We start from the raw sequence: 24,244 nt of genomic DNA, 5'->3' as shown, positions 1-24,244 counted from the left end.
TGCCGTCGTCCGTTTTTGACATTCGCCGACTCTTGCCGAAGAAGACGAAAGCTCGATGGCTCAGGACAACGCAAACGGCGGTACTGCTACTCTCGCGTGGACTGCGTTGTGGAACGCCGCGTCAGATTGTGGCAGCGGCTCGCGCCCGATCAACCTGCAGTCCCTGCGCGCGCTGCCGGCAGGGCGGAAATGGATGCGCGAGGCCGTCAGGGTGGTCTTCGATGGGCTTATGGTCGGAAGCCTGTCGGCGCCGGCGCAATTGGCTGCCAGATGGGACAAGTTCGGCGGCGCCGTCACCGAGTTGATCGTCGAACTCGGCAAGGTCTGGGGCGATCCCGCAGCGGGTCGCCGCGCCCAGTATCAGCTTGAGCAAATGCTTCTCGACGTCGACGATCTTGCCGCGCGGCGCAGGCTGGCGCGGACACTCGGAATTCGCGTCGACGCTCGCAATCCGACCGCGATCGAACTCCCGGAAGGCATCGATCGAATTTATGCCTATCTGATGATGGACGGCCAGATCGAGGCTGTCGTGCAGTTTGGCGTGCTCGGGACAGTGACAAGAGATCATTGGATTCAGTTGATTCAGAATGTCGTGCCCGCTGAGCGGCTTACAGACGGTACGGCAAGGCTTGCAGTACGATCAACTTTGCCGCAAGAGGGCGTCGGTGCCGACACGTCAAACACGCTTGCACCCGAGGCGTTGCTGTCCACAGCCGAACGCCGGACCGATCCGGAAAGTCACTTCGGCAAACTCGCCCTATTGGCCGCTGCAGCGCGGGAGCTGGTTCGGTCGAGCGCCGAACCAGCACAACCTCCTGCAGCGCCGCGCCGAGCACGGTCCGCGGACAGGAATGATCGCGCGGCGTTCTGGAACAGCTATTTCGCGACCGAGGATCCGTGGAACTACGGCTCGCTCTATGAGCAGGAAAAATATCAGCGGCAGCTCGAAATCCTGCCTGCCGGCCCCATCGGACGGGCGCTTGAGCTGGCCTGCGCGGAGGGCCACTTCACGCGGCAGCTGGCGCCGCGTGTTGGCCATTTGACCGCAACCGACATCTCCGCCATAGCCATCGAGCGGGCCCGTGCGCGATGCAGTGATCAGCCTAACATTGAGTTCGGTGTGCTGGACTTCGCTGCGGACGCCCTGCCGGGTGAGATGGATCTGATCTTCTGTTCGGAAGTGCTCTACTACCTGGATGATCTCGCCGAGTTGCAGCGTATCACTAAAAAATTCGCTGAGGCATTGGCCCCTGGCGGCAGTTTCATCAGCGCACACGCATTCGTGTTACGTGACAATGTTGAAAGGACGGGCTTCGACTGGAACACATTCGGTGCCCAGGCGATCTCGGAGACGCTGGCAGCGACCGAAGGCCTCGTGCTCGAGCAATCGATCCAGACGGAGCTCTACCGCATAGACCGCTTCCTTCGCCTGTCGCAGGGCGATTTGGTAGCGAAACCGATGATCGATCATGTGCCAATCCGCGCGCCTATCGAAATCGGGGTCGCGCGAAATATCATCTGGGGTGGGGCGCGGGCCTTGCGCCGCGACGTCGCGCGCAACGAACGGCGGCAGCGTATCCCTGTCCTCATGTATCATAGCGTCTCCGATGATGGTCCGGCCGCGCTCGCCCGTTTCCGGCTCACGCCCGCCGCATTCGCCAGCCAGATGGCATGGCTGCGCGCCAATGGCTTTCACGCGATTAGTTCAGATCAGTTGGAAGTGTGCATCGCCAAGCGCCAACCATTCGTTGGCCGCCCAGTTCTTATCACCTTCGATGACGGCTTCCAGAATTTTGCCGACCATGCCTGGCCGACCTTGCGCGCGAACGACCTGACCGCGGAAGTGTTCCTGGTGACGGACCTTGTGGGGGAAAGTGCACAGTGGGACGCCCACAACGGTCCGCCGACGCAACTTATGGGAGCGGGGACGGTGCGACGCCTCGCCGCCGAAGGCGCGTTCTTCGGAAGCCACATGGCGACGCATCGCGCGATCGATGGTCTGTCGAGTTCTGACCTGGCCGCCGAGCTCCTGCGCTCTCGTATGTTCATCGAACGGTGGACCGGTCGTCCAACCACGGCGTTCACGGCACCCTTCTCTGTCACCGACGGACGGCTTGGCCGGCTGGCCAGGGAGTGCGGTTATCGGATCGGCTTCGGCGCCAGACACGGGCCGGCGGACCTCGATTGCGATCCCATCGACCTTCCGCGTATCGAGATTCGAGGGGATCGCTCGCTCGATGACTTTGTCGCCACTGTCGAGGCCGTGCTCGAATAAACGGTGAACGTATCAGTGTCATTGCTCCCGCTCACAATAGGCAAGACACAATCGACGAGACGCTCCGCAGCGTGCGCGCCAAGTCTATCGTGCTCTCGACGAGATTATTGCGTTGACGATGGCATTCTAGCGGTTGGAAGGACTGCTGTCGCAGCGCGCCCCAATGATCCACAAAGAACATCGCCAGTCAGAGGCGATGCAGAGCATTGCCAGAACCTTACATTCTGGCTCGTCGAGGCCGGTCTAGATTTGTGACAAATTGGTTCCGCTTTTTGCTCAATGTCCCGCCGGTACCGCCTTCGCTAGTCTATTGGGCGACTTGGGACACGGCTGACATCAGCTCCTGCGGGTTTGGCGCCCCAAACATGTATCGCCCACCCTCTGGAACCTCCGTGAAGCTCCAGCGGACGATCCCCTGCCGGTCCAGCAGGAACTGACCTATCAGTTGTCCGTGTCCGGTCGCCATCATCTGCTCGTCGGCTTCGGTCAGTTCGTAGTGGTCCTTGTTGTTGAGGATTTCGCTGGCGGCAAAGGGATCCAAAGGACCGGGCAACTCGCCTGGCATGTCGACCCGCATATCCTTTGCCGCTGCCATCGAGACCTTGTACGGCCAGTTCGTCTCGTTTTCGGTGAATTCGAGATTGGGCAGTCCAAAAGCACGATGTGAAGCGCGTTCAGGGTCCGAGGCCGCAAGCAGATTCGGCATCGGGTGGTAGCGGAAATAGAGACGCGCCCGTTCGATCGGCGTGTTGACCACCGTCAGGCTCCCCACGCCCCTTTCGCGCAACTCCGGATCGAGCCGCGCCTGGGCGGCGATATGGCGCCTGCAAAACGCACAATGCAGACCTCGAAACAGCCCGACCAGCACCGGCTTTTGTCCACGAAAGTCGTCAAGCGCGATCTTGCCTTCCTGGGTAATGGCGTCGAGTACCAAGTTCGGCGCGCGGTCGCCCGGTTGAAGCGGTAACAAGTCAATAGGCGCGGACATTTCAACCTCCCACCCGGCTAGTCGAGAAAAGGCAGCACCACAAGCGTTTCCGGATCCAGCCCGTGCTGGGCGCATGTTCCCTGCGCCAGGGAAAAGTAACGTTCGGCCTCGGCCAGATTGTCGAGGTCGAGATTGAGCGTTGCGAGACCATCATAGCACGGAAACAGCAACTGGGGCTCGCCCGTTTCGCGGGCTACGTCCAGTGCTTCCTCGAACAAGCCAACCGCCAGTTCCGGACGGCCGTTGCACTGGTGGATCTGCCCAAGCACGATCAACGGCACCGGCAGGTGCTCGCGCTGGTCGAGTGCCCGGTCGATCTCGATGGCCTTCTCTGCGGCAGGGATGCCCTCCGTCGGACAGCGATCCGTGAAAGTACAACAAGCGACCGCCAGATTGGCGAGGAGGCGCGCCTGGAAACCCAGATCACCAATATGGCGCGCCACTTCAAGACCGCGCCGACAGACCTCGATCGCCTTTGCCGGATCGATGGTCGTGTAAAGCACGCCGAGATTGGTGTAGCCGCGGCAGGCCGCGCCCAGTAGACCGGCGGCTTCGGCCAATTCAATGCTACGCTCAACCTGCCGCACGGCTTCACGGTCTCGTCCAAGGCGAGCCAGCGCGACAGCCTTGGTATTGAGTGCCTCGGCTGTCACAAGGGTGGCATCGCACCCTGCCTCGGAGGCACGCTCCGTCGTCAGAGCGCCGACGCAATCCAGCGCCGCGTCCGCCCATTTTGCCGCGAGAGCATGATCTCCGCTACGGAACGCCTGCCGGCCACGTTCTTGCCAGAGATGCGCCTGCTCGATCGGGGCATCCGCTCCATCGAGGAGCGCTGCCGCTTCAGCATAGCGGGATTCTGCGTTGTCGCGCTTGCCGACGTCCCAGAACAGGCGACCGATCTTGCGCAAAACGCGCGCCGAAGCGACACGATCGGCTGACTCGCGATATGCCTGCAACACCGTCTCGTAATGGCGGTGCGCGATCTCGCGGCGGCCTGCCGGACCGCTCAAATCGGCAATGCGCTCTGCAATTGCCAGTTTGAGCGGTGTCTGCCCGGTCGCGCCCAACGCAGTCAGTGCCCGCTCGTAGAAACGAAGGGCGTCGTCGTTGGCGTAGATCATGCGAGCGTGATCGCCCGCCGCCTGCAGGTAGTGCGCGCCCTTCTCCCGCTCGGCGCTCTGTGCGAAATGATGACCGAGCACGGTCAAATCCTCGAGCCGTTCCGGCTTGTCGCCGCACAGTTTCTCCAAGGCAGCACCGACCCGCCCGTGGATGTCGGTCCGGCGCTGCAAGAGCAGATTCTGGTAGATCACGTCCTGCAGCAATGTTTGCGTAAAGCGGTAGCTTTGCGACGAGACCGAGCCTGATCCGGCAACTTCCTCGATGATTTCGGCATCGCAAAGCAGTTCGCAGCCGGCTTCCAGCCGGCCAGGATCGGCTGTCACGGTTTTCAGAAGTGTGGCATCGAAGCGCGGGCCGATCACCGCGGCTTCCTGGGCCAACCGGCGTACCTCTTGGGGCAGCCGGTCGACGCGGGCGAGCAACATTGCCTGGATCGTGGCGGGGATGCCGGTTGCGACCTCGCCTGCCACAGTCCGCCATCGCTGGCCCTCGCGCACCAGTACACCGCGATCGATAAGGCCGCGAACGATCTCCTCTATAAAAAGGGGGTTGCCGCCCGCGCGCTCGAGGATCTGGTCAAGAAGCCCTCCTGCGGAGTTTACCCAGCTCTCGCCGAAAAGCGCCGCTAACAGGCTGCGTCCGTCATCGCGGCTAAGCGGTGAAAGCCTGAGTGCTGTGTGACTGACCCGACTTGAGTCGAGCTGGCCGTGGTCCGGTTCCGGACGATGCGTGACCAGCAACATCAACCGCGTGCGCTCCAACCTGTCCATCACGAAACGCAGTGCCTCGAGCGACACGGCGTCGGCCCAGTGCAGGTCTTCGACGACAATCAACAGCGGCGACAACGCAAGCCGCCGTTCGATGATTGTGCGGACTGCGTAGAGAATTTGCCGCCGCAGCTGCTCGGGCTCGACATGCTGCAAGGTGGCATCGGGGTCGCCAAGACCAAGCACATGGTAGAGCAAGGGCATCAGCCGCTTCGCCTCCTCGCCCTGCAGGCCGAGATCGGCCAGCAAGCCTGCGAGCTTCCCCCGCATTTCGTCCCCATTGTCGTTCTGCATCATCCCGGCAGCGCTACGCACCACCGCGCCCAAGGCGCCAAATGATCGTTCGCCCAGCGGTGAGCACGTGGCCTGCCGCACGGCGACGTTGCGAAAACGATCCTCGTCGCCGACGCGGGCGACGAACTCCTTCACCAGCCGCGATTTCCCGATACCGGCTTCTCCAACGAGGCGGACAAGTTGGGCCGAGCCACTGCACGCCTGGTCAAGGCTCGCCAGCATTCTATGCAGCTCCGCGTCACGACCTATCATCGGCGCGCTGAGGCCGAGCGCCTCGAGCCCACGCGCCGCACGCGGCGCCGCAAGCGGTGCATCCAGCCGATGGACGAGCACACTGCCGGCCTTGCCGCGAAGCACGACATCACCCAGCGGTTCGTAGGAGAAGGCATGCCGGGTCAGCTTGTGAGTGAGCTCGCCTACCAGCACCTCACCCGGTGCGGCCAGCGATTGCAGGCGTTGCGCCGTATTCACGGTGTCACCGGTAACCGAATAGGATTTGGCGGTGCCGATGCCCAATCCGCCGGTGACGACCGGACCGGTGTTTATGCCGATGTGGAGCAACAGCGGCGAGCCGGAGTTGGGCGCGCTTTCGCCGAGCCGCGCCGTCCGGGCGATCATGTCGAGAGCGGCGCGAAGCGCACGCTCCGGATCGTCCTCATGCGCGACTGGCGCCCCGAACAAGGCAAGCAGTGCGTCGCCGATGAATTTGTCGACGAAACCACCAAAGTTTCGCACGGCCGCCGTCAATTCCTTGAACAGTTCGTTCTGCAGCGCTTGCATCACCTCGGGGTCGAGCTGCTCGCTGAGTGTCGTGAAGCCGCAAAGGTCGGCGAACAGGACCGTTACCGTCCGACGATCGGCCTCTGAGACGGGTTGCAGCCCATCGCCTTCGATGTTCGGAAGCAGCGACGGAATTCGAGAAGGCGGCACAACGGTCCGGCTTGGTGTAGGAGCAGGCCGTTCGACCGCTTTTGCGGGCGCACCGACGCTTGCCCCACATTTCGGACAGAACTCGAAATCAGGTGCGCAGAGGTAGCCGCAACTTGCGCATGGCACGGGTTGGCGCCTGCCGCACCTCGGACAGAAAGCGTATCCGCTCTCAACCTCGAAACCGCAGCCCGAGCAGTCCATCGAAAAGACCTCACTAGCTACCGTGACGGCGTGATCGCGCTACGCACGTCACGGCCAAGGTATTCACAAGGATGAACCGTTAGCCGTCGACCGGCAAGCGGCAGCGCAAATCGGCATCGAGCGATCCGTGTGGCTCCGTGGGGCGCTGCCGATTCGGGCGGCTGCGTCCTTTGCGAAAGTTCCCTCTTCCCCTCTGTCTTCCTGCTATTGTGGGGACGAGGAGACGGACCGATGAGCGAGAACCGCAAGCTGGCCGCAATCCTGGCCGCGGATGTCGTCGGCTACAGCCGGCTCGCGAGCGCGGACGAGGATCGTACCTTGGCGAGGTTGCGGGCCCTGCGCAGCGACCTGATCGATCCGATCATCGCCGTGCACAACGGGCGGGTGATCAAGCGCACCGGGGATGGGGCGCTGGTTGAGTTCCGTAGTGTGGTGGATGCCGTGCGCTGCGCCGTTGAGGTTCAAAACGGTATGGTCGAGCGCAATGCCGGCGTGCCGCAGGACCGCCGCATCGAGTTCAGGATCGGCATCCATCTGGGGGATGTGGTCGAAGAGAGCGACGGCGACCTGATGGGCGACGGCGTCAACATCGCCTCGCGTTTGGAGGGCGTCGCGGCGCCCGGCGCCATCTGCCTGTCCGAGGATGCCTATCGCCAGGTCAAGGCGAGGCTGGACCTCTCGGTCAGCGATCTCGGCAGCACGCAGCTCAAGAACATCGCCGAGCCCATCCGGGTCTATTCGCTGCAAGTCGGCGCCGGGACTAAGGCGACCCCGGAAACCGCGACGGGCAGGCCGGCGACGGCAGCGCCGCCGAAGCTGTCGATCGCTGTCCTGCCGTTCGCCAACATGAGCGGTGACGCCGAACAGGACTACTTCGCCGACGGCATCTCCGAAGACATCATCACGGCGCTGTCCAAACTGTCGCAGCTCTTTGTCATCGCGCGCAATTCGTCGTTCACCTTCAAGGGCCAGAACGTCCATGTGCAGGAGGTGGGCGCGAAACTCGGCGTGCGGCATGTGCTTGAGGGCAGCGTACGCAAGTCGGGGAACAGGGTGCGCATCACCGCGCAGCTCATCGATGCAACCTCGGGCGGCCATCTTTGGGCGGAGCGGTTCGATCGCGAGCTGACCGACATATTCGCCGTGCAGGACGACGTGACGCAGCAGATCGTCGGTGCGCTGGCGCTCAATCTGACCGAGGGTGACCGTCAGCGGCTGGCGCCCGAGCACCCGCGCAACGCGGAGGCGTATGACTGTTTCCTGCGGGGCCGGGAGCTGTGGCACCGGCTGACGAAGGAGACCAACGTCGCAGCCCGCGACGTCTTGCAACGTGCCATCGACCTGGACCCGAACTTTGCCTCTGCCCACGCTTTCCTCGCACTCACGCACGGACTCGACTACCTCAATAGGTGGAGTGCCTCGCCGCCGGAATCGATGGCGCAGGCGGAAGAGGTCGCAACGCGAGCGGTAACGCTGGATGGCAGCGATCCCTGGGCGCACTGGGCGCTGGCTATAGCCAAGCTGTACACGCGACAGCACGATGGGGCCATCGACGAGGCCGAGCGCGCGATCGTCCTCAATCCGAACTTCGCGGAAGGGCACGTCATCCTCGGCGAGGCGCTGTACTATTCGGGCAGACCCGAGGAGGCCCTCGAGAGTTTCGCCCGGGCGAAGACCTTGAATCCATACTTTCCAGATGTGCTTCTGCATTTCCAGGCTTTGGCGGCGTTCCAACTGGGAAGGTACGAAGAGGCCGTTGACCTCTTGCTGCAACGGCTGGCTCGCAACGCTGTCACCGACGTCTCTCGCGCGCTTCTGGCCGCCTGCTACGGCCATCTCAGCCGTTTCGCCGAGGCCCGCGCGGCATGGCAGGAAGTGCTTCGCCTCAACCCCGACTATTCGCTGGAATACCGTCGCAAGGTCTTGCCCTACAAGAACCCTGCCGATTTCGAACTCGTGGTGGACGGGCTCCGCAAGGCCGGTGTCGTGCAATGACAGGAGGCCATGTCAGGTCGCCTTGATCCCAGCCTGGCCGATCTTGCGCCATCGAGCGTTTTCGCGAACCAGTTTCAGGTCGTCGGTCGTCTCGGCAAATGTCCGCAATCGGTATTGCCGGAGCAGTTCCGGGAAAAGCGCCCCTTCCGGCAGGCCGGCAAGCTGCTCGCGGACCGAGATCTTTTCATCGATGACCCGCATGCCCCAGGCATTTTCCCGAACCTGCAGCTCCGCAGCCAGATCGCGCTCTTCCGGCGCGTTTTCATCTAGCGCAGCCAGCAGGATCGAGTGGAAAAGCGCTACATAACCAATCTGTCTCAGGCCACCCACAACCCGCACGCGCGGCAATATGGCGAGGACGAGGAACATCAGGAACAAGTTCGGCAGCAGCACGCCGTCCAGCAGCGCCTGCCTGAGATGCGGCCGCTCGAACGGGATGGAAAGACCATGCGGCCTGTCAGGCTCGATCAGGTGCCCGTTCTCGAGGACGAGCTTGCGCACGCGCTCCTCGCGGATGCCCCAGAAATAAGCCGTGGCATTGGGCAGGAATCTGCCAAATGGGGTCGATGCGGCCTCTTGCAAGGCACGGTCGAGACGCTGGCGCCTTGCGGGCTCAATGAGCAGTCTGGACAGGAGGCTGCCGTCATATTCCAGATGCCGAGCCATGGCAGCCGCGGCGAGCCGATCATCGATGAAAACCGGCAGGGCCATGCCGGAACGATCCCAACTGGCGACTAGGTCTTCGTTGAGCTCTGTGAGCGCATCGGCGGCGGTTGCAAACACCTTGTCCTGGCTGGCGAGCAGTGTGCCCAGCCAACGACTGGCGTCCGTCTCATTGCCCACCGCTTCCAGCGCGCTCGTGTTGAGGGTGACGGGACCGGCCGCGCAGGCGCTTTTGCGGCACAGCTTGTGGCGCCCCATGCCGAACAGGTTGACCTTGTCGTCGCCGACATCGAGCCATCCCGGCCCCTCCCGGCCAACTGTCTCCATGGTCATCGTCGTTCCCATGAAGCTGAAGAAGACGGACAGCCCGTTTTCGACCGCGCCGAGCCAGGCAAGCAGGTGGGCGTCGAAGGTGATCCGGTCCATCAGAAGCAGGCAGTGCAGGCCGGACTGAATCACCGGTCTGTGCTCGAACTCTTCGAGGGCCTTGCCGATCTCTTCAGGCTGCATGATCACGCCGAGGCGCTGCTGCAGGACATCGCGCAGGATTGAGCGGGCTGCGATCGCCGGGCTCGATGCAGGCCTTGGCAAGGGCCGCCACAGATGGCGGGCATATTCGGAAACCGGTGCATTCCAGTTCTGCTCGATGTCACCCACAACTTCCGGGCAAAGCAGCGACAGCACAGCCAGAATGTCCGCCGGAGGCGCAGAGGTAGGGTCAAGGACGGCAGTCATTGGTCCCGTCTAGCCGCTTGCGGTGCAAACGCCAAGGGAGACCAGACTCGGCACGAATTGTTGGATTGGCAGTTGAGGCCCAACAGCGGATCTTAGAACCGCAGCCGGGCCATGCTCAGGAGGTCGTGGTACCGCCCGTTGGTAAAACCGGCCTTCACATGCCGGCCTTCGACCTCAAAGCCGTGGCTTGCGTAAAGACGGATGGCCGGTTCGTTGTCGGCATAGACGGTCAATTCGACCCGCTTCAAGGCGCGCCAATTGTCGGCCACGTCAAGCAACGCGCCAAGAATGGCCGAGCCAATCCCCTTGCCGACAAAGGCATCGTCAAGGCCGATATTGATCTCGCCGATATGCGAACGGCGCGGCGAACCCTGCACGACCAGGCTGCCATGGCCGACGACCCTGTCGTCCAATTCCGCAACGATCCAGGTGGTTTCCTGGCCGGACTTGGCGATGCGCCGTTCCACCTGCTCCACCCTCTCGAAGGGCATCCTGAGCGTGCCCTCGCGGAAGCCCGGCATGTTGAAGATGGCGCAAAGCGCCTCCGCATCGCTTGGCCGGACGGACCGGATTTGCGGCTGGATTTTCTCGGGGGATGGCGAGGTGGTGCTGGTCATGGCGTTCCGGTGAAGGCAAGAGGCCCGGCACGATGCACCGGACTGCACCTGAAAATCCAGCCGTCTCTACAACCTATGATGCCGATTGCGCGCTGAAATACCGGAAGGCGCCGTAGAGTTTGAAGGCGCCACTGACGCCGATCCAACCGAAAAGGGCGAGCCAGCACAATGTCCCGGTCGCCGTCCAGCCGATCCGGTGCACGGCGGCGTCGGTGATGACGAGGCCAAGGATGGCAAGCAGGCCGACCAGAAACTGCGCCAGGCCGAGCACCAGCAGTTCTTCGCGCGGCGCGCTTTTCCAGACGAGATATACGCCGCCAGCGCCAGCGAGGAAGATGGCGCTGTAGACCTGGGCGTGGAAGGGATCGACCGACCATGGCCAGGTGCGGCTGACCATCAGGGGAAACAGCAGCATGCCGACGCCATAGAGCCCAAGGATCGTCGTTTCCGCCAACATGTAGCCGCGCCATGCGGGATTCAAAGTCACGCCTTTCGCTGAAGGGCGGGCCCTGGCCTGCCACAGGAACAGCCCGGATACCGCGGCCGAGGCAAGATAGACCAGGAACCAGAGCCAGGTCGCTTTTCGCTCGAAGTCGAAATAGCCGAGATTGATCAACGAAACCGCCGACACGATGACGGTGAAGATGAAGGCCATGACGAGCACCAGCCTGCCGGGCGACCACCGGTTCCAGAACAAGAGCGCCGCCATCACCGCCATTTCGGCGGTGTAGAAGCCGCCGAGGAAGCGGGCACTGAATGGCGTGACTGGCCAGGGCCAGCGCGGCTTGACCAGGGCCGGCGCGAAAAACAGGCCTGCGCCGACGATCAGGACGATGATAACCCCTGCGGAGAAAAGGCGCAGAGCCGCGGGAAATGGCGGGTTGTCGGATGTCGGGATGGGAGACGGTCCCAAAGATGAATGCCCCATGACCCATCATAGTGCCGCTTGCGGCTGTTGAAAATCGGCCGAATGGAAATGAATTGTCACCCGGCTTATCTACTCGAATGGCCATACGGTCCGTTTCGAAGTAAAATAGAACACCCGGATTAAAGAGCGGTCCGGTCAACACGCCGCGGGGGTGCATTTTCCGGAGCCTGCACGATGAACGAAGCTCAGGACCTGTTCTCGCTTCTGCGGCAATCGACCGATGTCGATCCACAGGCAATCGACGCGATCAAGCGAACAATCGCGGAGGGCAAGGACCGCGAACTTTGCCGCATCAACGCGCCAGCCTTCGCCAGCAAGCATGGCCTCGACGAGGAACGCACCATAGGCGCGTTTCTCCATGCGGCGCGGGTGGGCATCTTTGACATTTCCTGGAATGTTCTGTGTCCCGGCTGTGGCGGCGTGCTCGACACCAATGCAACGCTGAAAACCATGCAGAAGGAAGAATACACCTGCGCGCTGTGCGCCGAGGGCTATTCGCCGACCCTCGACGAGATGGTCGAGGTGACATTCACCGTCAGTCCCCGCATGCGCAGGATTGCCGCCCACAATCCACACGAACTGCCGTTGGTGGAATATTTCCGCCAGATCTACTGGGCGTCCGGCGTCGATCTGCCGGATGAGGATTTCGCGAAAAAGATTGAAGCGTTCTCGCTGGAGGATATCGAGCTTGCGCCCGGTGAAAAGGCGGTTCTGCCCATACAGCTTCCGTCCCAATTCATCATCGTGTTCGAGCCGGTCACCCACTCAGCGCAGTTCATCGACGTCAAGGGCGAACCAACAAAGGAGCGCCGAAGCCTCTCCTTGGTCTTTGACCGCGACCATGTCCAGAACCAGACGCTGGAGATGCAACCCGGCCCGTTGCGCATTTTGCTGGAAAACAGGACCGACACCCGCGTGCTGCCGACGGTCTTCATCGCTGGCCAGCAATTGCATGATCTCCTCGGTAAACGCCGGCCCTTCCTCACCGCCAAGCGCCTGCTCACCAACCAGACGTTCCGCGATCTCTATCGCGCGGATACGCTCGACATCAACCAGCGCCTGAAGATCACCAGCCTGACCTTCCTGTTCACCGACCTGCGCGGATCGACCGCGCTTTACGAGCGGGTGGGCGACCTTTCGGCCTTCGATCTCGTACGCGCGCATTTCCAGGTGCTGCACGAGATCGTCGCGGCGGAGGCAGGCGCGGTGGTGAAGACGATCGGCGATGCGGTGATGGCGACCTTCGCGACGCCTGATCGCGCGATAGCTGCGGCCCTCAGGATGCGCGATGCCATGCGTGCGCTCAATGACAAGAGCGGGCGCGAGGATCTGCTGCTCAAGATCGGGGTCCATGCCGGCCCCTGCATCGCGGTGTCCATGAACGAGCGACAGGACTATTTCGGCCAGACGGTCAACATTGCTTCGCGGGTCCAGAACCTTGCCAACGCACAGGCGATCTTCGCCACTCGTGCTGTGGTCGACGACGATCTCACCGCCGATCTGTTGCGCAGGAACGCGCTGACGCCCGTGCCTCACGAAGTCTCGCTGCGCGGCATTGAGCGGGAAATAGCAGTATATACGATTCCTTGAAGACTTGGTCCTTGAAGACTTGGTCCCTGAAGACTCGTCTCCGCCCTCACACGCGCCTGGAGAGAAAATAACGATCGGCGGGCTCCGAGGTTGGCGGCGGGAGGCGTTGCAGCTGCGGGTGATCGAGCGGTGTGCCGCTGACCGCGAAGCCGCCGACGCGAAGCATTCGCGCAATCAGATCGGGAAGCCAGGTATTGGTCACTGCATCGCGATCGTCATAGCCGGTGCCGATGTCGGCATGAACAAGAGCGGCATCGATGCCGATGAACCTCTTCGCCGTCTCGCGTATCTCACCGAGCACGAGGTTTTCAGCTTCGGGAATTGAGCTGGCGTGTGCGCCCACTTCGCGGTCGAACACCACGATCCGGCGTCCGGGTAGGCGCTCGCGCAGATGATGGAACGTCCGGCCATTGCCGAGGCCCAGCTCGAGCACGAGCCCATCCATCTTCGCCACCTCGACGCAGACTTGGTCGAGAATGTCGCGCTGTGCGGTCATCCTGCTGATGAAATTCTCAAGGCGACTCATGTGCGTTTGTGTGTCCTCAACCAGCTAAAGAGATCGGCGATGCCCGCGACCAGAACGGGTCGCGGGTGAAACCCTGGGGCGACGTGTCAAGCCCCGATCGAGTCTCGCCGCATATAGAGGCGAACGATGGACACAGCAATAACCGAGCAGGCAGCCGACAAGGATCATACCGGTGGAGCCGGCGTCCGGCGCGCGTCCGGCGCGCGGCCGGAATAGCGGTCTCACTTGTAGGGGTCTGCGGCGTCCCGCAAGCCGTCGCCGAGGAAGTTGAACGCCAAGATGACGAGAATGACGGGGAGCATCGGCAAAAGCAGCCATGGATAGAATGCGATCACGCTGACGCTGCGTGCCTCGGTGAGCAGGATGCCCCAGCTGGTTGTCGGCGCCCTCAGGCCGAGCCCGAGGAAGCTCAGCGCCGTCTCGCCAAGGATCATGCCCGGTATGGAGATCGTCGCCGTCGCGATCAAATGCGACATGAAGCCGGGAATGAGGTGACGCCCGATGATGCGGCTGCTGTTGGCGCCCATCAATTGCGCGGCCAGAACGTAATCCTCCTCGCGAAGGGCTAGAAGCTTCGAACGAACGGCCCGCGCCAGTCCGGTCCAGTGGATCAGCCCGAGGATGACGGTGATGCCGAAGTAGATCAGGATCGGGCTCCAGGTTATCGGCATGATCGCCGCCAGAGCCAGCCATAGTGGAATGCTGGGGATCGATTGCAGAACTTCGATTATCCGTTGAACGATCAGGTCGAAGAGACCGCCGTGATAGCCGGCCAGTCCGCCGATGACTATGCCGAGCAGGAAGCTGAAAATGATGCCGACGAGGCCGATTGTCAGTGAAATGCGTGCGCCATAGATGATGCGAGAGAGCACATCCCGCCCCAGCCTGTCGGTGCCGGCGAGAAAGAGTTGGCCGTTTTCGGCAGGGCAGACAAAATGCCTGTCACCTTCGATCAGGCCCCAGAACCGGTAACTGTCGCCCTTGCAGAAGAAACGGATCCGCTGAACATCATCCTGCTCCTCGATGTAGTTTCGCTTGAGTGTGTCCATATCCAGCGTCATGTGGCGGCCATAGACGAATGGCCCGACGAACTGGCCGTTGTGGAACAGGTGCACCCCCTGCGGCGGCGAATAGATGTAGTCCATGTTGCGCGTGTGCAGATTGTAGGGCGCCAGGAACTCGCAGATTAGTATCCCGAAATAAAGCGCTGCCAGGAATATGCCGGAAACAACGGCAAGCCGGTGCCTTCGGAATTTCCACCACATCAGCCGCAACTGCGACGCCTGAAAGACCTTCGATTGCTCCGGCGTCATCGCCTCGACCGACTCCAGGTCAAAGGGCGCGATGGAAACGTAGTGTTGCAGTGGAGCACCTGGAGCGGGCAGCGGCGAAGGTGTGTTCATTTGGTGCTGCCGCCTTGCAAACGAATTCGTGGATCAAGCAGCGCCAGCGCCAGGTCGGAAATCAGGACACCGATGACCGTCAGGAAGGCAAGGAACATCAGGAACGACCCCGCCAGATACATGTCCTGGCTCTGCAGCGCCCTGATCAGCATCGGCCCGGTCGTTTCCAAGGACAGGACGATCGCGGTGATTTCGGCGCCGGAGATGATGGCCGGCAGGATAGAGCCGATGTCGGAAATGAAGAAATTGAGCGCCATGCGCAGCGGATATTTGACCAGCGCCTTGAAGGGATGAAGGCCTTTGGCGCGCGCGGTCACGACATACTGCTTGTGTAGCTCATCAAGCAGATTGGCGCGCAGCCGTCGGATCATGCTTGCCGTGCCCCCGGTGCCGATGATCAAGACCGGGATCCAGAGATGGGCGAGGATCGACTTCGCCTTGGCCCAGCTCATCGGCTCTCCGAGATATTGCTGGTCCATGAGATGGCCGATGGACGTGCCGAACCAAATGTTGGCGAAATACATCAAAATCAGCGCCAGCATGAAGTTCGGAATGGCAAGGCCGAGAAGGCCGAAGAAAGTCAGGCCGTAGTCGCCCCAGCTATATTGATGCGTGGCGGAGTACATGCCGATCGGAAAGGCGATGAGCCAGGTGAAGATGATCGTGACGAAGGAAACCAGTACGGTCAGCCACATTCGGTCCCCGACGACGTCGCGAACCGGCAGCTCATATTCGAAGGAATAGCCGAAATCGCCGTGCAGCATCCCGCCGACCCAGTAGAAGTAGCGAATGACCGGCGGCTGGTCGAAACCATATTCCTTGCGCATCATCTGGATGCGATCGGAATCCACCGCTTCGCCCTGAGCTCGAAGCTCGGCAACATAGCTGTCGAAATAGTCGCCTGGCGGAAGTTCGATGATCGTGAACACCAGCGCCGATATGACCAGCAGCGTTGGAACCATTACGGCAATGCGCCAGACAATATATCGAAGCACGCTCAGGTCTCTCCAAGCCAGAATGTATCGGGCATATAGACGCCGAAATAGGCAGTCGGGTCGTAGCCGTAGAGCGCCTTGTCAGGCAGGTTGTGCAGCCGCGAGGACGCCAGAACCGGCTGGTACGTTGCGTTCACCGTCCCGATTGAAAACACCTGATCGGTGTAGATCGATAGCATTGAATTCCAGATTTCGGCGCGCTCCGCGGCTTCGGTTGATGCGTTCCAGCGCTTGAGCAAAGCGATCAGCTCGACCACAGGCGGAAGATCGGGCGCTTCACCGACCGTGCCATGAGACAAGTAGTGAGCACCCCAGAGCGGCCATTGCAGCTGGTCGTCGATGGTGGGGGCCAACTGGTACGGGTTCATGTCGGCGGTCGGCACGCCGTTGTCGATGCCCGACCACATCGACATCATGATCTCGCCGCCAAGTGCGCGGCTGCGGAAGATGTCTCGCTGCGAAGTCCGGATAAACACAGCAATGCCGATCTTGCGCCAGTGATCGGTGATGAGTTCGAGCGCGTCGGTTTCCAGGGTGCTTTCGCCGGCCGTTTCCACGATGACCTGCGCCGGGCGTCCGTCGGGAAGTAGCCGCAAGCCGTCATCGTCACGCGTCTGAAGCCCGACCTCGTCGAGCAGCGCATTGGCCTTGTCGGGATCGTGGGCGACCCAGGCTTTCGCGAATTCCGGCCGGTAGAGCGGGCTCTCCGGCAGGACCGTATCGGCACTTTCCTGCGCCAATCCGTAGAACACGGCCAAATTGATCTCGCGCCTGTCCACAGCGAGCGAAAGCGCGCGGCGCACGCGCACGTCACGAAAAAGGCCGCGCCACACCTGGTCAGCACAATTCAGATTGGGCAGCAGCGCCAGCCGCGAGCCCTGCGTGCGTTTCCACAGATGCATCTTCACCGGGTAGCGCTTCTCCGCGTCCTTCAGGAAGGAGTAATCGGCGAAGTCAATTCCCATGCATTGCAGGTCGCTCTCGCCCGCACCAGTCTTGGCGGAAATGATCGCCGACGAACTGACATTCATGACAAACCGGTCAATATAGGGCAGTTGCCGGCCATTTTCGTCAATTCGATGAAAGAACGGGTTGCGCTCGAAAATGAACTGCTCAGCCGGCGGCTTGGTCCGGTTCTGCCAAGGATCCAGCGTCGGCAACTCCGGGTTCTCCGGGCGATACTGCCGGGACATGCGGATATGTAAGAGCGTCCATTTCTTGGCCCGGTACTCCTTCATGAGACCGGCCAGCCGGAATGGATCCTGGTATTTTTTGTGAAACTGCTTGAGATAGGCGGCCGGCAGAACAAGCGGTAGAGGCGAAGCAGCGGCGAGCTTTGGCAGGAAGTCGGGATTGGGCGCATCCCAACTATAGCGGACCGTCAACGGATCGACGATGTCGAAGCGAGGCGGCTTGCCGTCCGCCAGCAGGGCCGGGGCGAGCCCGCCTTGCGAAAGCTCATCGTTCAGCCAGACATCCTCCCAGCAATAGCGAAAATCCTCCGGCGTCAGCAGGCTACCGTCGGACCATTTATGTCCTTCCCGTATCTTGAAAGTGAAGACGCGATCATCCGCTACGTTGAAACTTTCGAGAATGTCGGGTTGCATGTTAAGCTTTTCGTCATAGCCGACCAGGCGAGCATACCCATAGATCGTCATCATCCGGATATCCTTCTGGCTGCCGATGATCGTGCGCAGCGTGCCGCCATACTGGCCGGGCTGCCGGCCCATCGCAGCGAGATTCAACGCGCGCGGGCTCTTGGGCAGGCGTTCGGCGAGTGCCGGCAGCGCCCTGGCCTTCAACTGCGGCTGAAGAAATTCCGGCTCCAGATCGCCGGCGCGCGACGTGCCCGGCAGAAATGCCGAAGCCATGAGGCCAAGGACGGTGCGCCGGCTGATCAATGGCGTAGCTCGCTCACATCGGCCGAACGTCGGGCCAGCACGAGGTGGCCGCCGCCAAGATCGAGCGGCGACAACTTGTCCTCGTCGCCCTCGTCGCGGAATTGCGGTCCCCATGCGCTGGTGTCCGAAGCGCCGCTGAGCTTCAGCGTCTTGAAATCCATCGGCCTGTCGAGATCGGGGAAAGGGACTGCGGCGACCAGCGAGCGCGTGTAGGGGTGGACCGGTTTCCTAAGCAGAATTTCGCGCGGCGCAAGCTCGACGATACGCCCGCCGCACATCACCGCGATGCGATCGGCCATGTAGTCCACCACCGCCAGGTTGTGGGATATGAATAGGTAAGTCAGGCCCAGTTCCTTCTGCAAGTCCTTCAGAAGGTTTAGGATCTGCGCCTGGACAGAGACGTCGAGCGCCGAAACCGGTTCGTCGCAGATCAGCAGTTCGGGCCCCAGTGCCAACGCGCGCGCGATGCCGATACGCTGACGCTGCCCGCCGGAGAAACTGTGCGGATAACGCTTGATGAAGCGCGGATCGAGCCCGATTGCCTGCATCAGGCTCTTGACCGTGGCCAGTCGGGACGCGGCATTGCCACGTTGATGGATTTCCAGCGGCTCGCTCAAGATGTTCTCCACCGTCATGCGAGGTGAAAGCGACGAAACCGGATCCTGGAAGACCATCTGGATTTTCGCACGCAGCATGCGCAAGGCGCCTCTCTCGGCCTCCAAGACGTCGATCGGTCCATCGCGGCCGTTGAAGATCACAGAGCCGCCGCTAGGGGTGACGGCCCGCATGAGGATCTTGCTGACGGTGGTTTTACCGGAGCCACTTTCGCCAACCAGACCCAGGCACTCACCCCGTCTGATATCGAAGCTCACGCCGTCCACGGCGCGAACAAGGGTTTGATGATCTCCGCCGAACCAGCCGGACTTGCGGGTGGTGAAGGTCTTTGTCAAATCCCTGACCGAAAGCAGGATGTCGTCCGGCCCCTTCGATGCCGGCGCCGTCTGCTTGCCGAGCAGGTTCCCGACACTGACCGGCACGTCGCGGAGCGCCTTTAGCCTTTCGCCAGGCTTCAGGTCGAAATGTGGAACGGCTGCCATCAGGCCCTTCAGGTAAGGGTGACTTGGCCGGCGGAATATCGCCTCGACAGGTCCCGCTTCCATGATCTCGCCATGGTAGATGACCACCACCTCGTCGGCGACATTGGCGACCACGCCGAGGTCGTGCGTGATCAGCAGCATCGCCATGTTCAGTTTGGTCTGAAGCCCGCGCAGCAATTGCAGGATTTGCGCCTGGATGGTGACGTCCAACGCCGTCGTCGGCTCGTCGGCGATCAACAGGGCGGGCCGGCAGATAAGCGCCATCGCGATCATGGCGCGTTGACGCAATCCTCCCGAAAGTTCAAAAGGATACATGTCATAGGCACGCCTGGGATCGGGAAAGCCGACAAGGCCGAGCATTTCCTCCGTCCGCGCCTTGCGCTCCGCCCGAGCCATGGGCGTATGAATCTGCAGGGATTCGCTGACCTGGTTGCCGATCGTGTGCAGCGGCGACAGCGATGTCATCGGCTCCTGAAAGATCTTGCCGATGCGGCTGCCTCTCAGCGCCCGGATTTCGGGTCCGTCACGCGGCATCTGCAGGATGTCCTGCGTCGTGCCGGGCTTTTCAGGATCGGAAAACAGGATACGGCCGCGAACATGGGCTGTCCTCGGCAAAATACCCATCACTGCCTGGCTGAGAACCGATTTTCCCGAACCGGACTCGCCCACAAGCGCGGTAACCTTGCCGGGCAGGACGCGAAGATTTGCACGCCTGACGGCATGTAACGGTCCCCCGATAATGGCAAATGAGATGCCAACATCCTCGATCCGCAGCAGGTCAACGCCTGTATTCATTCTCACACCAGCCCCACTCTGGAGGCCTGCCAGGCGGCAGGCCCAGAAATTAAGACTAGCGCATTGCCAGCCTAGAGCAACGTGGATTCGAAACGGTCGCCAGAGGCGGAGCCGGCGATGGACTGCACAGCAAGGCGTACGGATCGGATCGTGGCGGTTACTGAAGCTTCCTCCGGTCGCCCTCCGACAGCCGGGCGGCATCGCGATGAAGAAGCATGAGCTGCTCGGCTTCCGATCTTCGATCGTGAATCGGCTCCAGCGCAGCATCTTCATCGAGTGCGAGAGCACCCGACAGATCGGGTGAAAGCACCGTCAGCTTCTGCTTGATGCCCGCCAGTTCCTCGTTGCCGAGCGTCAGCCAGCCGTCGGCGCCGCAATAGCTGGCGAAATCTTTGCTGGCGAGAACGCTGTGCGGATACTTCTTGGTCAGGGTCTGGAGGCGCTGCACCTCGTTTACAGCCGAGCCGAAGACAGAAAATGTCAGCCGGTCGGTAAGCCCGACATTGCCGAACATCACATTGCCGACATGCAGGCCGATACCAAATTTTATATGGCCCAATCCCTGCTTCTTTCTGCGCTGATTGAGATCCATCATGCGTGCGCTGGCCTTGCGCGCTGCCGCAAGAGCAGCCTGGCAGGCGATCTCGGACTGCGAGCGGTGCCTTTCGCAAGGGTAGACGGCAATGAAGCCGTCCCCTATGAAACTCATGATCTGCCCGCCTTTGCGATTGAACGGTGCAGCAACGGCGTCGAAAAACTGGTTCAGCGTATCGATATAGACTTCGCGGCCGGAGGTTTCGGCAAGTCTTGACGACCCGCGCATGTCGCCCATGACCAGCGCGGCCCGGATTGTATCACCCTCGCCGCGCTTGATCTGGCCGTCGAGCACGCGCCTGCCGGCGTCGCCGCCGAGATAAGTTGTCATCATGTTGTCGGCGAGCTTCGTGAGTACCGCCATCTTGGTTGCGATAGCGAGATGGTTCTGGATTCGCAGCAGCGCTGAAATCATGCTGTCGCTGAAGCCTGCAGCACTGTCGGTGGACCAGGACCCCAACATACCCTGACCGGTGTTGCCGTTGAAGGGATGGACGAAAGCCATGTAATCGGTGACGCCCATAAGCTTGAGTTCATCAAAAACAGGAAACTCGGAGGGCACCGACGCGTTCAACCGGCGCCGCAGATGGTCGAGCTTGTTGCTGAGCAGATGGTAGTATGGGCTGGTCAGGAATCTGTCGGAATGCACGCCGCTCTCCTTGCGGAAGCCTTCCATTTCCATGCCCTGGCCGCGAAGCCAGGTGAAGCCAAGCGCATCATAAAGCGGATGAAGCATCGAAAAACTCAAATGCACCCGCTTCAGCGGCAGGCCGGCAGCAGCCAGCCGTTCACAAAAGCCTTGTACCAATGTTTCCAGGTCGTTGCCGGCCAGCGCCGATTGGGTCAGCCAATCGGCAACCTTGTCCATGAGAATGGTGGAAATTTCTGCTTGCGCTGTGCTCATGCTATCTCGAAACCCGTCGAAGACGAGCCATCTCCTTTGATCCGCCAGACCCTCGAAGTGAATGAAACCGGCTTCGGCGGCAAAGCCGGCGAAGAATTCCCGGATGACTGTCGTTGCAGGCAAGCAGCAGGCGTAACCGCATCTATCTCCTGGCACACATATTTGGCGAGGCTCCCGGCGGAGTGCAATCCCGATCCTGACATCGGGCAAAAAATTTCGCCGGCTCGGACGCCGTCAGGCCTTCACCACCGTCTCTCGGGCTAGTCCGAGCCGGCCAAAAACATTGCGTGTGTCGACGATCAGAAGGGCGTGATCGGCGATCGCCTGATAGTCGATCGCATCATGGTCGGTTGCAACGAGGACAGCATCGAAATCCTTCAAGACCGCTTCGGTCAATTCGACCGAACGACGCCCCTTGATCGCCATATGCTCCCGTGTGGTCGGGATCTCGGTAACATGCGGGTCGTGGAATTCCGCCTTGCCGCCCCATTCCTCGATGAGTTCAATGAGCCGTAGTGAGGGGCTTTCGCGGATGTCGGGCACATTCTTTTTATAGGCCAGCCCGATGATGAGAATGCGCGAGCGGCTGAGCGCCTTGCCGCAGCGCCGGTCCAGAGCTTTGGCCAGTTCATCGACGACATGACTCGGCATGGCCGTGTTGATCTCTGCCGCCAGCTCGATGAAGCGGGTCGGCAGTTCGTATTCGCGCGCCTTCCACGTCAGGTAGAAGGGATCGATCGGAACGCAGTGCCCGCCAAGTCCGGGGCCAGGATAGAAAGGCATGTAGCCGAAGGGCTTGGTCTTTGCAGCCTCGATCACCTCCCAGATATCGATGCCCATCGCACCGAGCACGATTTTCAACTCGTTGACAAGGGCTATATTGACCGAGCGGAAGATGTTTTCCGTGAGCTTGACCGCCTCGGCGGTCGCCGTGGTGGAAACCGGAACGACGGTCTCGATCACGCTCTGGTAGAATGCCTGCACGAGCGTCGCCGCCTCAATACCGTCGCCTGCCACGACCTTGGGGATCGTCGCGACTTCAAAGCTGCGGTTGCCGGGATCCTCGCGTTCGGGCGAGAAACCGAGGAAGAAGTCTATCTTCGATTGCAATCCGGTTTCTTCCAATATGGGCTTGATCACATCGTCGGTGGTGCCGGGATAGGTGGTCGATTCCAGCACGATCAGCTGGCCGAGACGCAGATGCTTGGCGATGGTGCCCGCCGTGTTCCTGACGAAGGAGAGGTCCGGCTCACGATGTTTGGTCAGCGGTGTTGGAACGCAGATGATGATAACATCGCAGACAGTCAGTTCGACAAAATCCGCAGTGGCACGGAACCGACCGCTAGCCACCTCGCCGGCAAGGGCAGTCGACGTTACCGCCTCAATGTAGGATTGGCCGTTGTTCAGGCACTCGACCTTCCGGGCTTCGATGTCGAAACCGGAAACCGGGAAGCCGGCGCGCGCGATCGCAACCGCCAGCGGCAGCCCGACATAGCCCAGTCCGATCACTCCGACTTGCGCGGCGCGCGTCGAAATCCGGTTGAGAAGACGGTCATATGGCGATCGTGAGGCGTCCAAAAATCTGTTCTTCCGTCAATTCGGACAGGTCGCTTCCATGGCGAGGCTCACCTGGTCCCAACAACCATGGCGGAGGCATATTGCGGAAGGTCGATTTCCGCAAGCCTTCATCAGACCGGCACCTTCGCCTTCAGGCTTGCGGCAGCCATCGCATAGCCGCCGGCGGCGCCATCGATGAAATGAATGTGATCGCGCTGCAGCGGCGAGGCGACGAGGCATGTCATCAAGGCCGATTTCTGGCGGTGCAGGCCGTAGCTGCAGATGCCCGCCTCTTCCGCCTGTTTCAGCCGGCTCTCGATGCGTTGCAACACATCCGCGTCAACGTCGATGGTCATCTTCAAGCCGTCGTCGAACTTCCGGAAATCCGAATTGCTTGCCACCTCGCGTTTGTAGACCTTCGGATCGAAACGACCGATGGTCCAGCCAAATCTATCGGCGACCGCAGTAAGCGTCATCAGGAAGATCACCCACAGCTTCGCCAGCCATCGCCGCCCTGGCGGCGCCGTGGCCCGCGCCTCGACATCGAGACCGGCTGGCAGCAGACTGTAGCCCGGCCCGTCCACCGGCACGGGGTGGCCATCGCGCTCCTGCCTGCCGGCAAGGGCAATGATGTCGGAAGCCAGAAACTGAAAACCGCGCAAGTCGCGCGATACCCCCGGTATGGCTATGATCGAGACGATTTCGCCATGCCGGGCTTCTATCGGGTTCCAGCGGCAGGAGAGGCCGGTCAGATCCGGCCGCGCGCCGGCCGGCGCGGGTTCGATGCTGTAGCGTCCCGCTTTCATCTCGGCTTCCGCCCAACTGCCGCCACCGCCAGCGAACATGGCATAGAAGACCGCTTCGGAGGCCTGGAACCTCGCCACGCGAACGTCGAGGCCTTGCGCCCTTATATCCTTGATCGGCACGATTGCGGCACGCAAGGTCAGGTCCAGTTCGTCCGTCACCCATCTCTGGACAGCCGCCAGCGCGTTGCGGGTGACGTCCAAAGCCGAGCCGGGAAACGCCACGAGCGCGCCGTCGCCACCGAAGACAAAGGGAAGATCTTGCCGACCCAGCGCATTGAGCAGCGCCGAAATGACGCTAGCACCGGCCATATTGACGGTTTTATAGCGCCCGGCCTCGATCGCCTTGGTCGAGCCGACGATGTCGGCGGTGGCCAGCGCCCAGCCATCCGGGAGAGGCCGATAGTTATCGATATCGGCAACGCTTTCGAACTTCGCGAAGACCGGCAAGGAAGCGACAAACGGATCGGACGCGACAGCTGTTTCCATGAGCATCAGATAGCACACTCCATTGCTTGAAGTTGAGTAGATCGTGCCTGGAAATTGACTTGCGTGGGCTTTCCG

16 protein-coding genes are annotated in these 24,244 nt (G+C 61.4%); 3 read left to right on the top strand and 13 right to left on the bottom strand.

Annotation, left to right across the window (positions count from 1 at the left end; translation table 11 throughout):
- Positions 1-55: 55 nt before the first annotated feature.
- Positions 56-2,275 carry an SAM-dependent methyltransferase gene (locus CK227_RS29890; protein WP_245318299.1) on the top strand — a complete coding sequence of 740 codons (2,220 nt, stop codon included), beginning with the start codon at positions 56-58 and terminating at the stop codon, positions 2,273-2,275.
- A 307-nt stretch (positions 2,276-2,582) separates the two neighbouring features.
- Here the strand turns inward: CK227_RS29890 and CK227_RS29885 are convergent, their stop codons facing one another.
- Both CK227_RS29885 and CK227_RS29880 read right to left on the bottom strand, forming a co-directional pair.
- Positions 2,583-3,263 carry a redoxin domain-containing protein gene (locus tag CK227_RS29885; RefSeq protein ID WP_095775253.1) on the bottom strand — a complete coding sequence of 227 codons (681 nt, stop codon included), beginning with the start codon at positions 3,261-3,263 and terminating at the stop codon, positions 2,583-2,585.
- A 17-nt stretch (positions 3,264-3,280) separates the two neighbouring features.
- Positions 3,281-6,577 (bottom strand): adenylate/guanylate cyclase domain-containing protein, encoded by a 3,297-nt coding sequence (locus CK227_RS29880; protein WP_142877443.1) that lies wholly within the window; start codon positions 6,575-6,577, stop codon positions 3,281-3,283.
- Positions 6,578-6,808: 231 nt separating this feature from the next.
- Between CK227_RS29880 and CK227_RS29875 the strand changes: the two genes are divergently transcribed.
- A complete protein-coding gene (locus CK227_RS29875) occupies positions 6,809-8,572 on the top strand; it encodes an adenylate/guanylate cyclase domain-containing protein (protein WP_095775251.1) in 1,764 nt (587 codons plus the stop codon).
- Between the two features lie 12 nt (positions 8,573-8,584).
- Here CK227_RS29875 and CK227_RS29870 read toward each other — a convergent pair whose 3' ends face one another.
- The 3 genes from CK227_RS29870 to CK227_RS29860 form a co-directional block, all read right to left on the bottom strand.
- Positions 8,585-9,970, bottom strand: a complete 1,386-nt coding sequence (locus CK227_RS29870; protein ID WP_095775250.1) for a hypothetical protein — start codon at positions 9,968-9,970, stop codon at positions 8,585-8,587.
- A 92-nt stretch (positions 9,971-10,062) separates the two neighbouring features.
- Positions 10,063-10,587, bottom strand: coding sequence for a GNAT family N-acetyltransferase (locus CK227_RS29865; protein ID WP_095775249.1), 525 nt, complete (start codon positions 10,585-10,587; stop codon positions 10,063-10,065).
- A gap of 73 nt (positions 10,588-10,660) precedes the next feature.
- Positions 10,661-11,500 carry a hypothetical protein gene (locus tag CK227_RS29860; protein WP_245318298.1) on the bottom strand — a complete coding sequence of 280 codons (840 nt, stop codon included), beginning with the start codon at positions 11,498-11,500 and terminating at the stop codon, positions 10,661-10,663.
- Positions 11,501-11,689: 189 nt separating this feature from the next.
- Here CK227_RS29860 and CK227_RS29855 point away from each other — a divergent pair, with 189 nt between their 5' ends.
- Entirely contained in the window at positions 11,690-13,105 is a 1,416-nt protein-coding gene (locus CK227_RS29855; protein ID WP_095775248.1) for an adenylate/guanylate cyclase domain-containing protein, read from the top strand.
- A gap of 46 nt (positions 13,106-13,151) precedes the next feature.
- On the opposite strand, the gene CK227_RS29850 is transcribed toward CK227_RS29855, so the two are convergent.
- From CK227_RS29850 to CK227_RS29815, 8 genes are all read right to left on the bottom strand, one after another.
- Positions 13,152-13,631, bottom strand: a complete 480-nt coding sequence (locus tag CK227_RS29850) for a class I SAM-dependent methyltransferase (RefSeq protein WP_095775247.1) — start codon at positions 13,629-13,631, stop codon at positions 13,152-13,154.
- Positions 13,632-13,852: 221 nt separating this feature from the next.
- Positions 13,853-15,034, bottom strand: a complete 1,182-nt coding sequence (locus CK227_RS29845) for an ABC transporter permease (RefSeq protein WP_095775246.1) — start codon at positions 15,032-15,034, stop codon at positions 13,853-13,855.
- Positions 15,031-16,029, bottom strand: coding sequence for an ABC transporter permease (locus CK227_RS29840; RefSeq protein ID WP_095775245.1), 999 nt, complete (start codon positions 16,027-16,029; stop codon positions 15,031-15,033). Before CK227_RS29840 ends, CK227_RS29845 begins: the two co-directional genes overlap by 4 nt.
- Positions 16,030-16,031: 2 nt before the next feature.
- Positions 16,032-17,930: an ABC transporter substrate-binding protein gene (locus CK227_RS29835; protein WP_095775244.1), complete on the bottom strand. Its 1,899-nt coding sequence runs from the start codon at positions 17,928-17,930 to the stop codon at positions 16,032-16,034.
- A complete protein-coding gene (locus CK227_RS29830) occupies positions 17,927-19,822 on the bottom strand; it encodes an ABC transporter ATP-binding protein (protein ID WP_095775243.1) in 1,896 nt (631 codons plus the stop codon). The genes CK227_RS29835 and CK227_RS29830 overlap by 4 nt, the downstream gene beginning before the upstream one ends.
- Before the next feature lie 157 nt (positions 19,823-19,979).
- On the bottom strand, positions 19,980-21,320 hold the full coding sequence (locus tag CK227_RS29825) for an adenylate/guanylate cyclase domain-containing protein (protein ID WP_095775316.1): 1,341 nt from the start codon (positions 21,318-21,320) through the stop codon (positions 19,980-19,982).
- 234 nt (positions 21,321-21,554) lie between these two features.
- Positions 21,555-22,898: a nucleotide sugar dehydrogenase gene (locus tag CK227_RS29820; protein ID WP_095775242.1), complete on the bottom strand. Its 1,344-nt coding sequence runs from the start codon at positions 22,896-22,898 to the stop codon at positions 21,555-21,557.
- A 110-nt stretch (positions 22,899-23,008) separates the two neighbouring features.
- Complete coding sequence (locus CK227_RS29815) at positions 23,009-24,169, bottom strand: DUF3095 domain-containing protein (protein WP_245318313.1); 1,161 nt, start codon at positions 24,167-24,169, stop codon at positions 23,009-23,011.
- Between the last annotated feature and the right edge of the window lie 75 nt (positions 24,170-24,244).

It is taken from the genome of Mesorhizobium sp. WSM4308, from assembly GCF_002294905.1.
Lineage (GTDB): Bacteria > Pseudomonadota > Alphaproteobacteria > Rhizobiales > Rhizobiaceae > Mesorhizobium.
Note: the sequence above shows the minus strand (reverse complement) of the source record. Positions and strands in the feature narration are given on the sequence as shown.

Coding starts and splice junctions, on each gene's coding strand:
- CK227_RS29890 (WP_245318299.1), top strand. CDS start 56: ATGGCTCAGGACAACGCAAACGGCGGTACTGCTACTCTCGCGTGGACT.
- CK227_RS29885 (WP_095775253.1), bottom strand. CDS start 3,263: ATGTCCGCGCCTATTGACTTGTTACCGCTTCAACCGGGCGACCGCGCG.
- CK227_RS29880 (WP_142877443.1), bottom strand. CDS start 6,577: ATGGACTGCTCGGGCTGCGGTTTCGAGGTTGAGAGCGGATACGCTTTC.
- CK227_RS29875 (WP_095775251.1), top strand. CDS start 6,809: ATGAGCGAGAACCGCAAGCTGGCCGCAATCCTGGCCGCGGATGTCGTC.
- CK227_RS29870 (WP_095775250.1), bottom strand. CDS start 9,970: ATGACTGCCGTCCTTGACCCTACCTCTGCGCCTCCGGCGGACATTCTG.
- CK227_RS29865 (WP_095775249.1), bottom strand. CDS start 10,587: ATGACCAGCACCACCTCGCCATCCCCCGAGAAAATCCAGCCGCAAATC.
- CK227_RS29855 (WP_095775248.1), top strand. CDS start 11,690: ATGAACGAAGCTCAGGACCTGTTCTCGCTTCTGCGGCAATCGACCGAT.
- CK227_RS29850 (WP_095775247.1), bottom strand. CDS start 13,631: ATGAGTCGCCTTGAGAATTTCATCAGCAGGATGACCGCACAGCGCGAC.
- CK227_RS29845 (WP_095775246.1), bottom strand. CDS start 15,034: ATGAACACACCTTCGCCGCTGCCCGCTCCAGGTGCTCCACTGCAACAC.
- CK227_RS29830 (WP_095775243.1), bottom strand. CDS start 19,822: ATGAATACAGGCGTTGACCTGCTGCGGATCGAGGATGTTGGCATCTCA.
- CK227_RS29825 (WP_095775316.1), bottom strand. CDS start 21,320: ATGAGCACAGCGCAAGCAGAAATTTCCACCATTCTCATGGACAAGGTT.
- CK227_RS29815 (WP_245318313.1), bottom strand. CDS start 24,169: ATGGAAACAGCTGTCGCGTCCGATCCGTTTGTCGCTTCCTTGCCGGTC.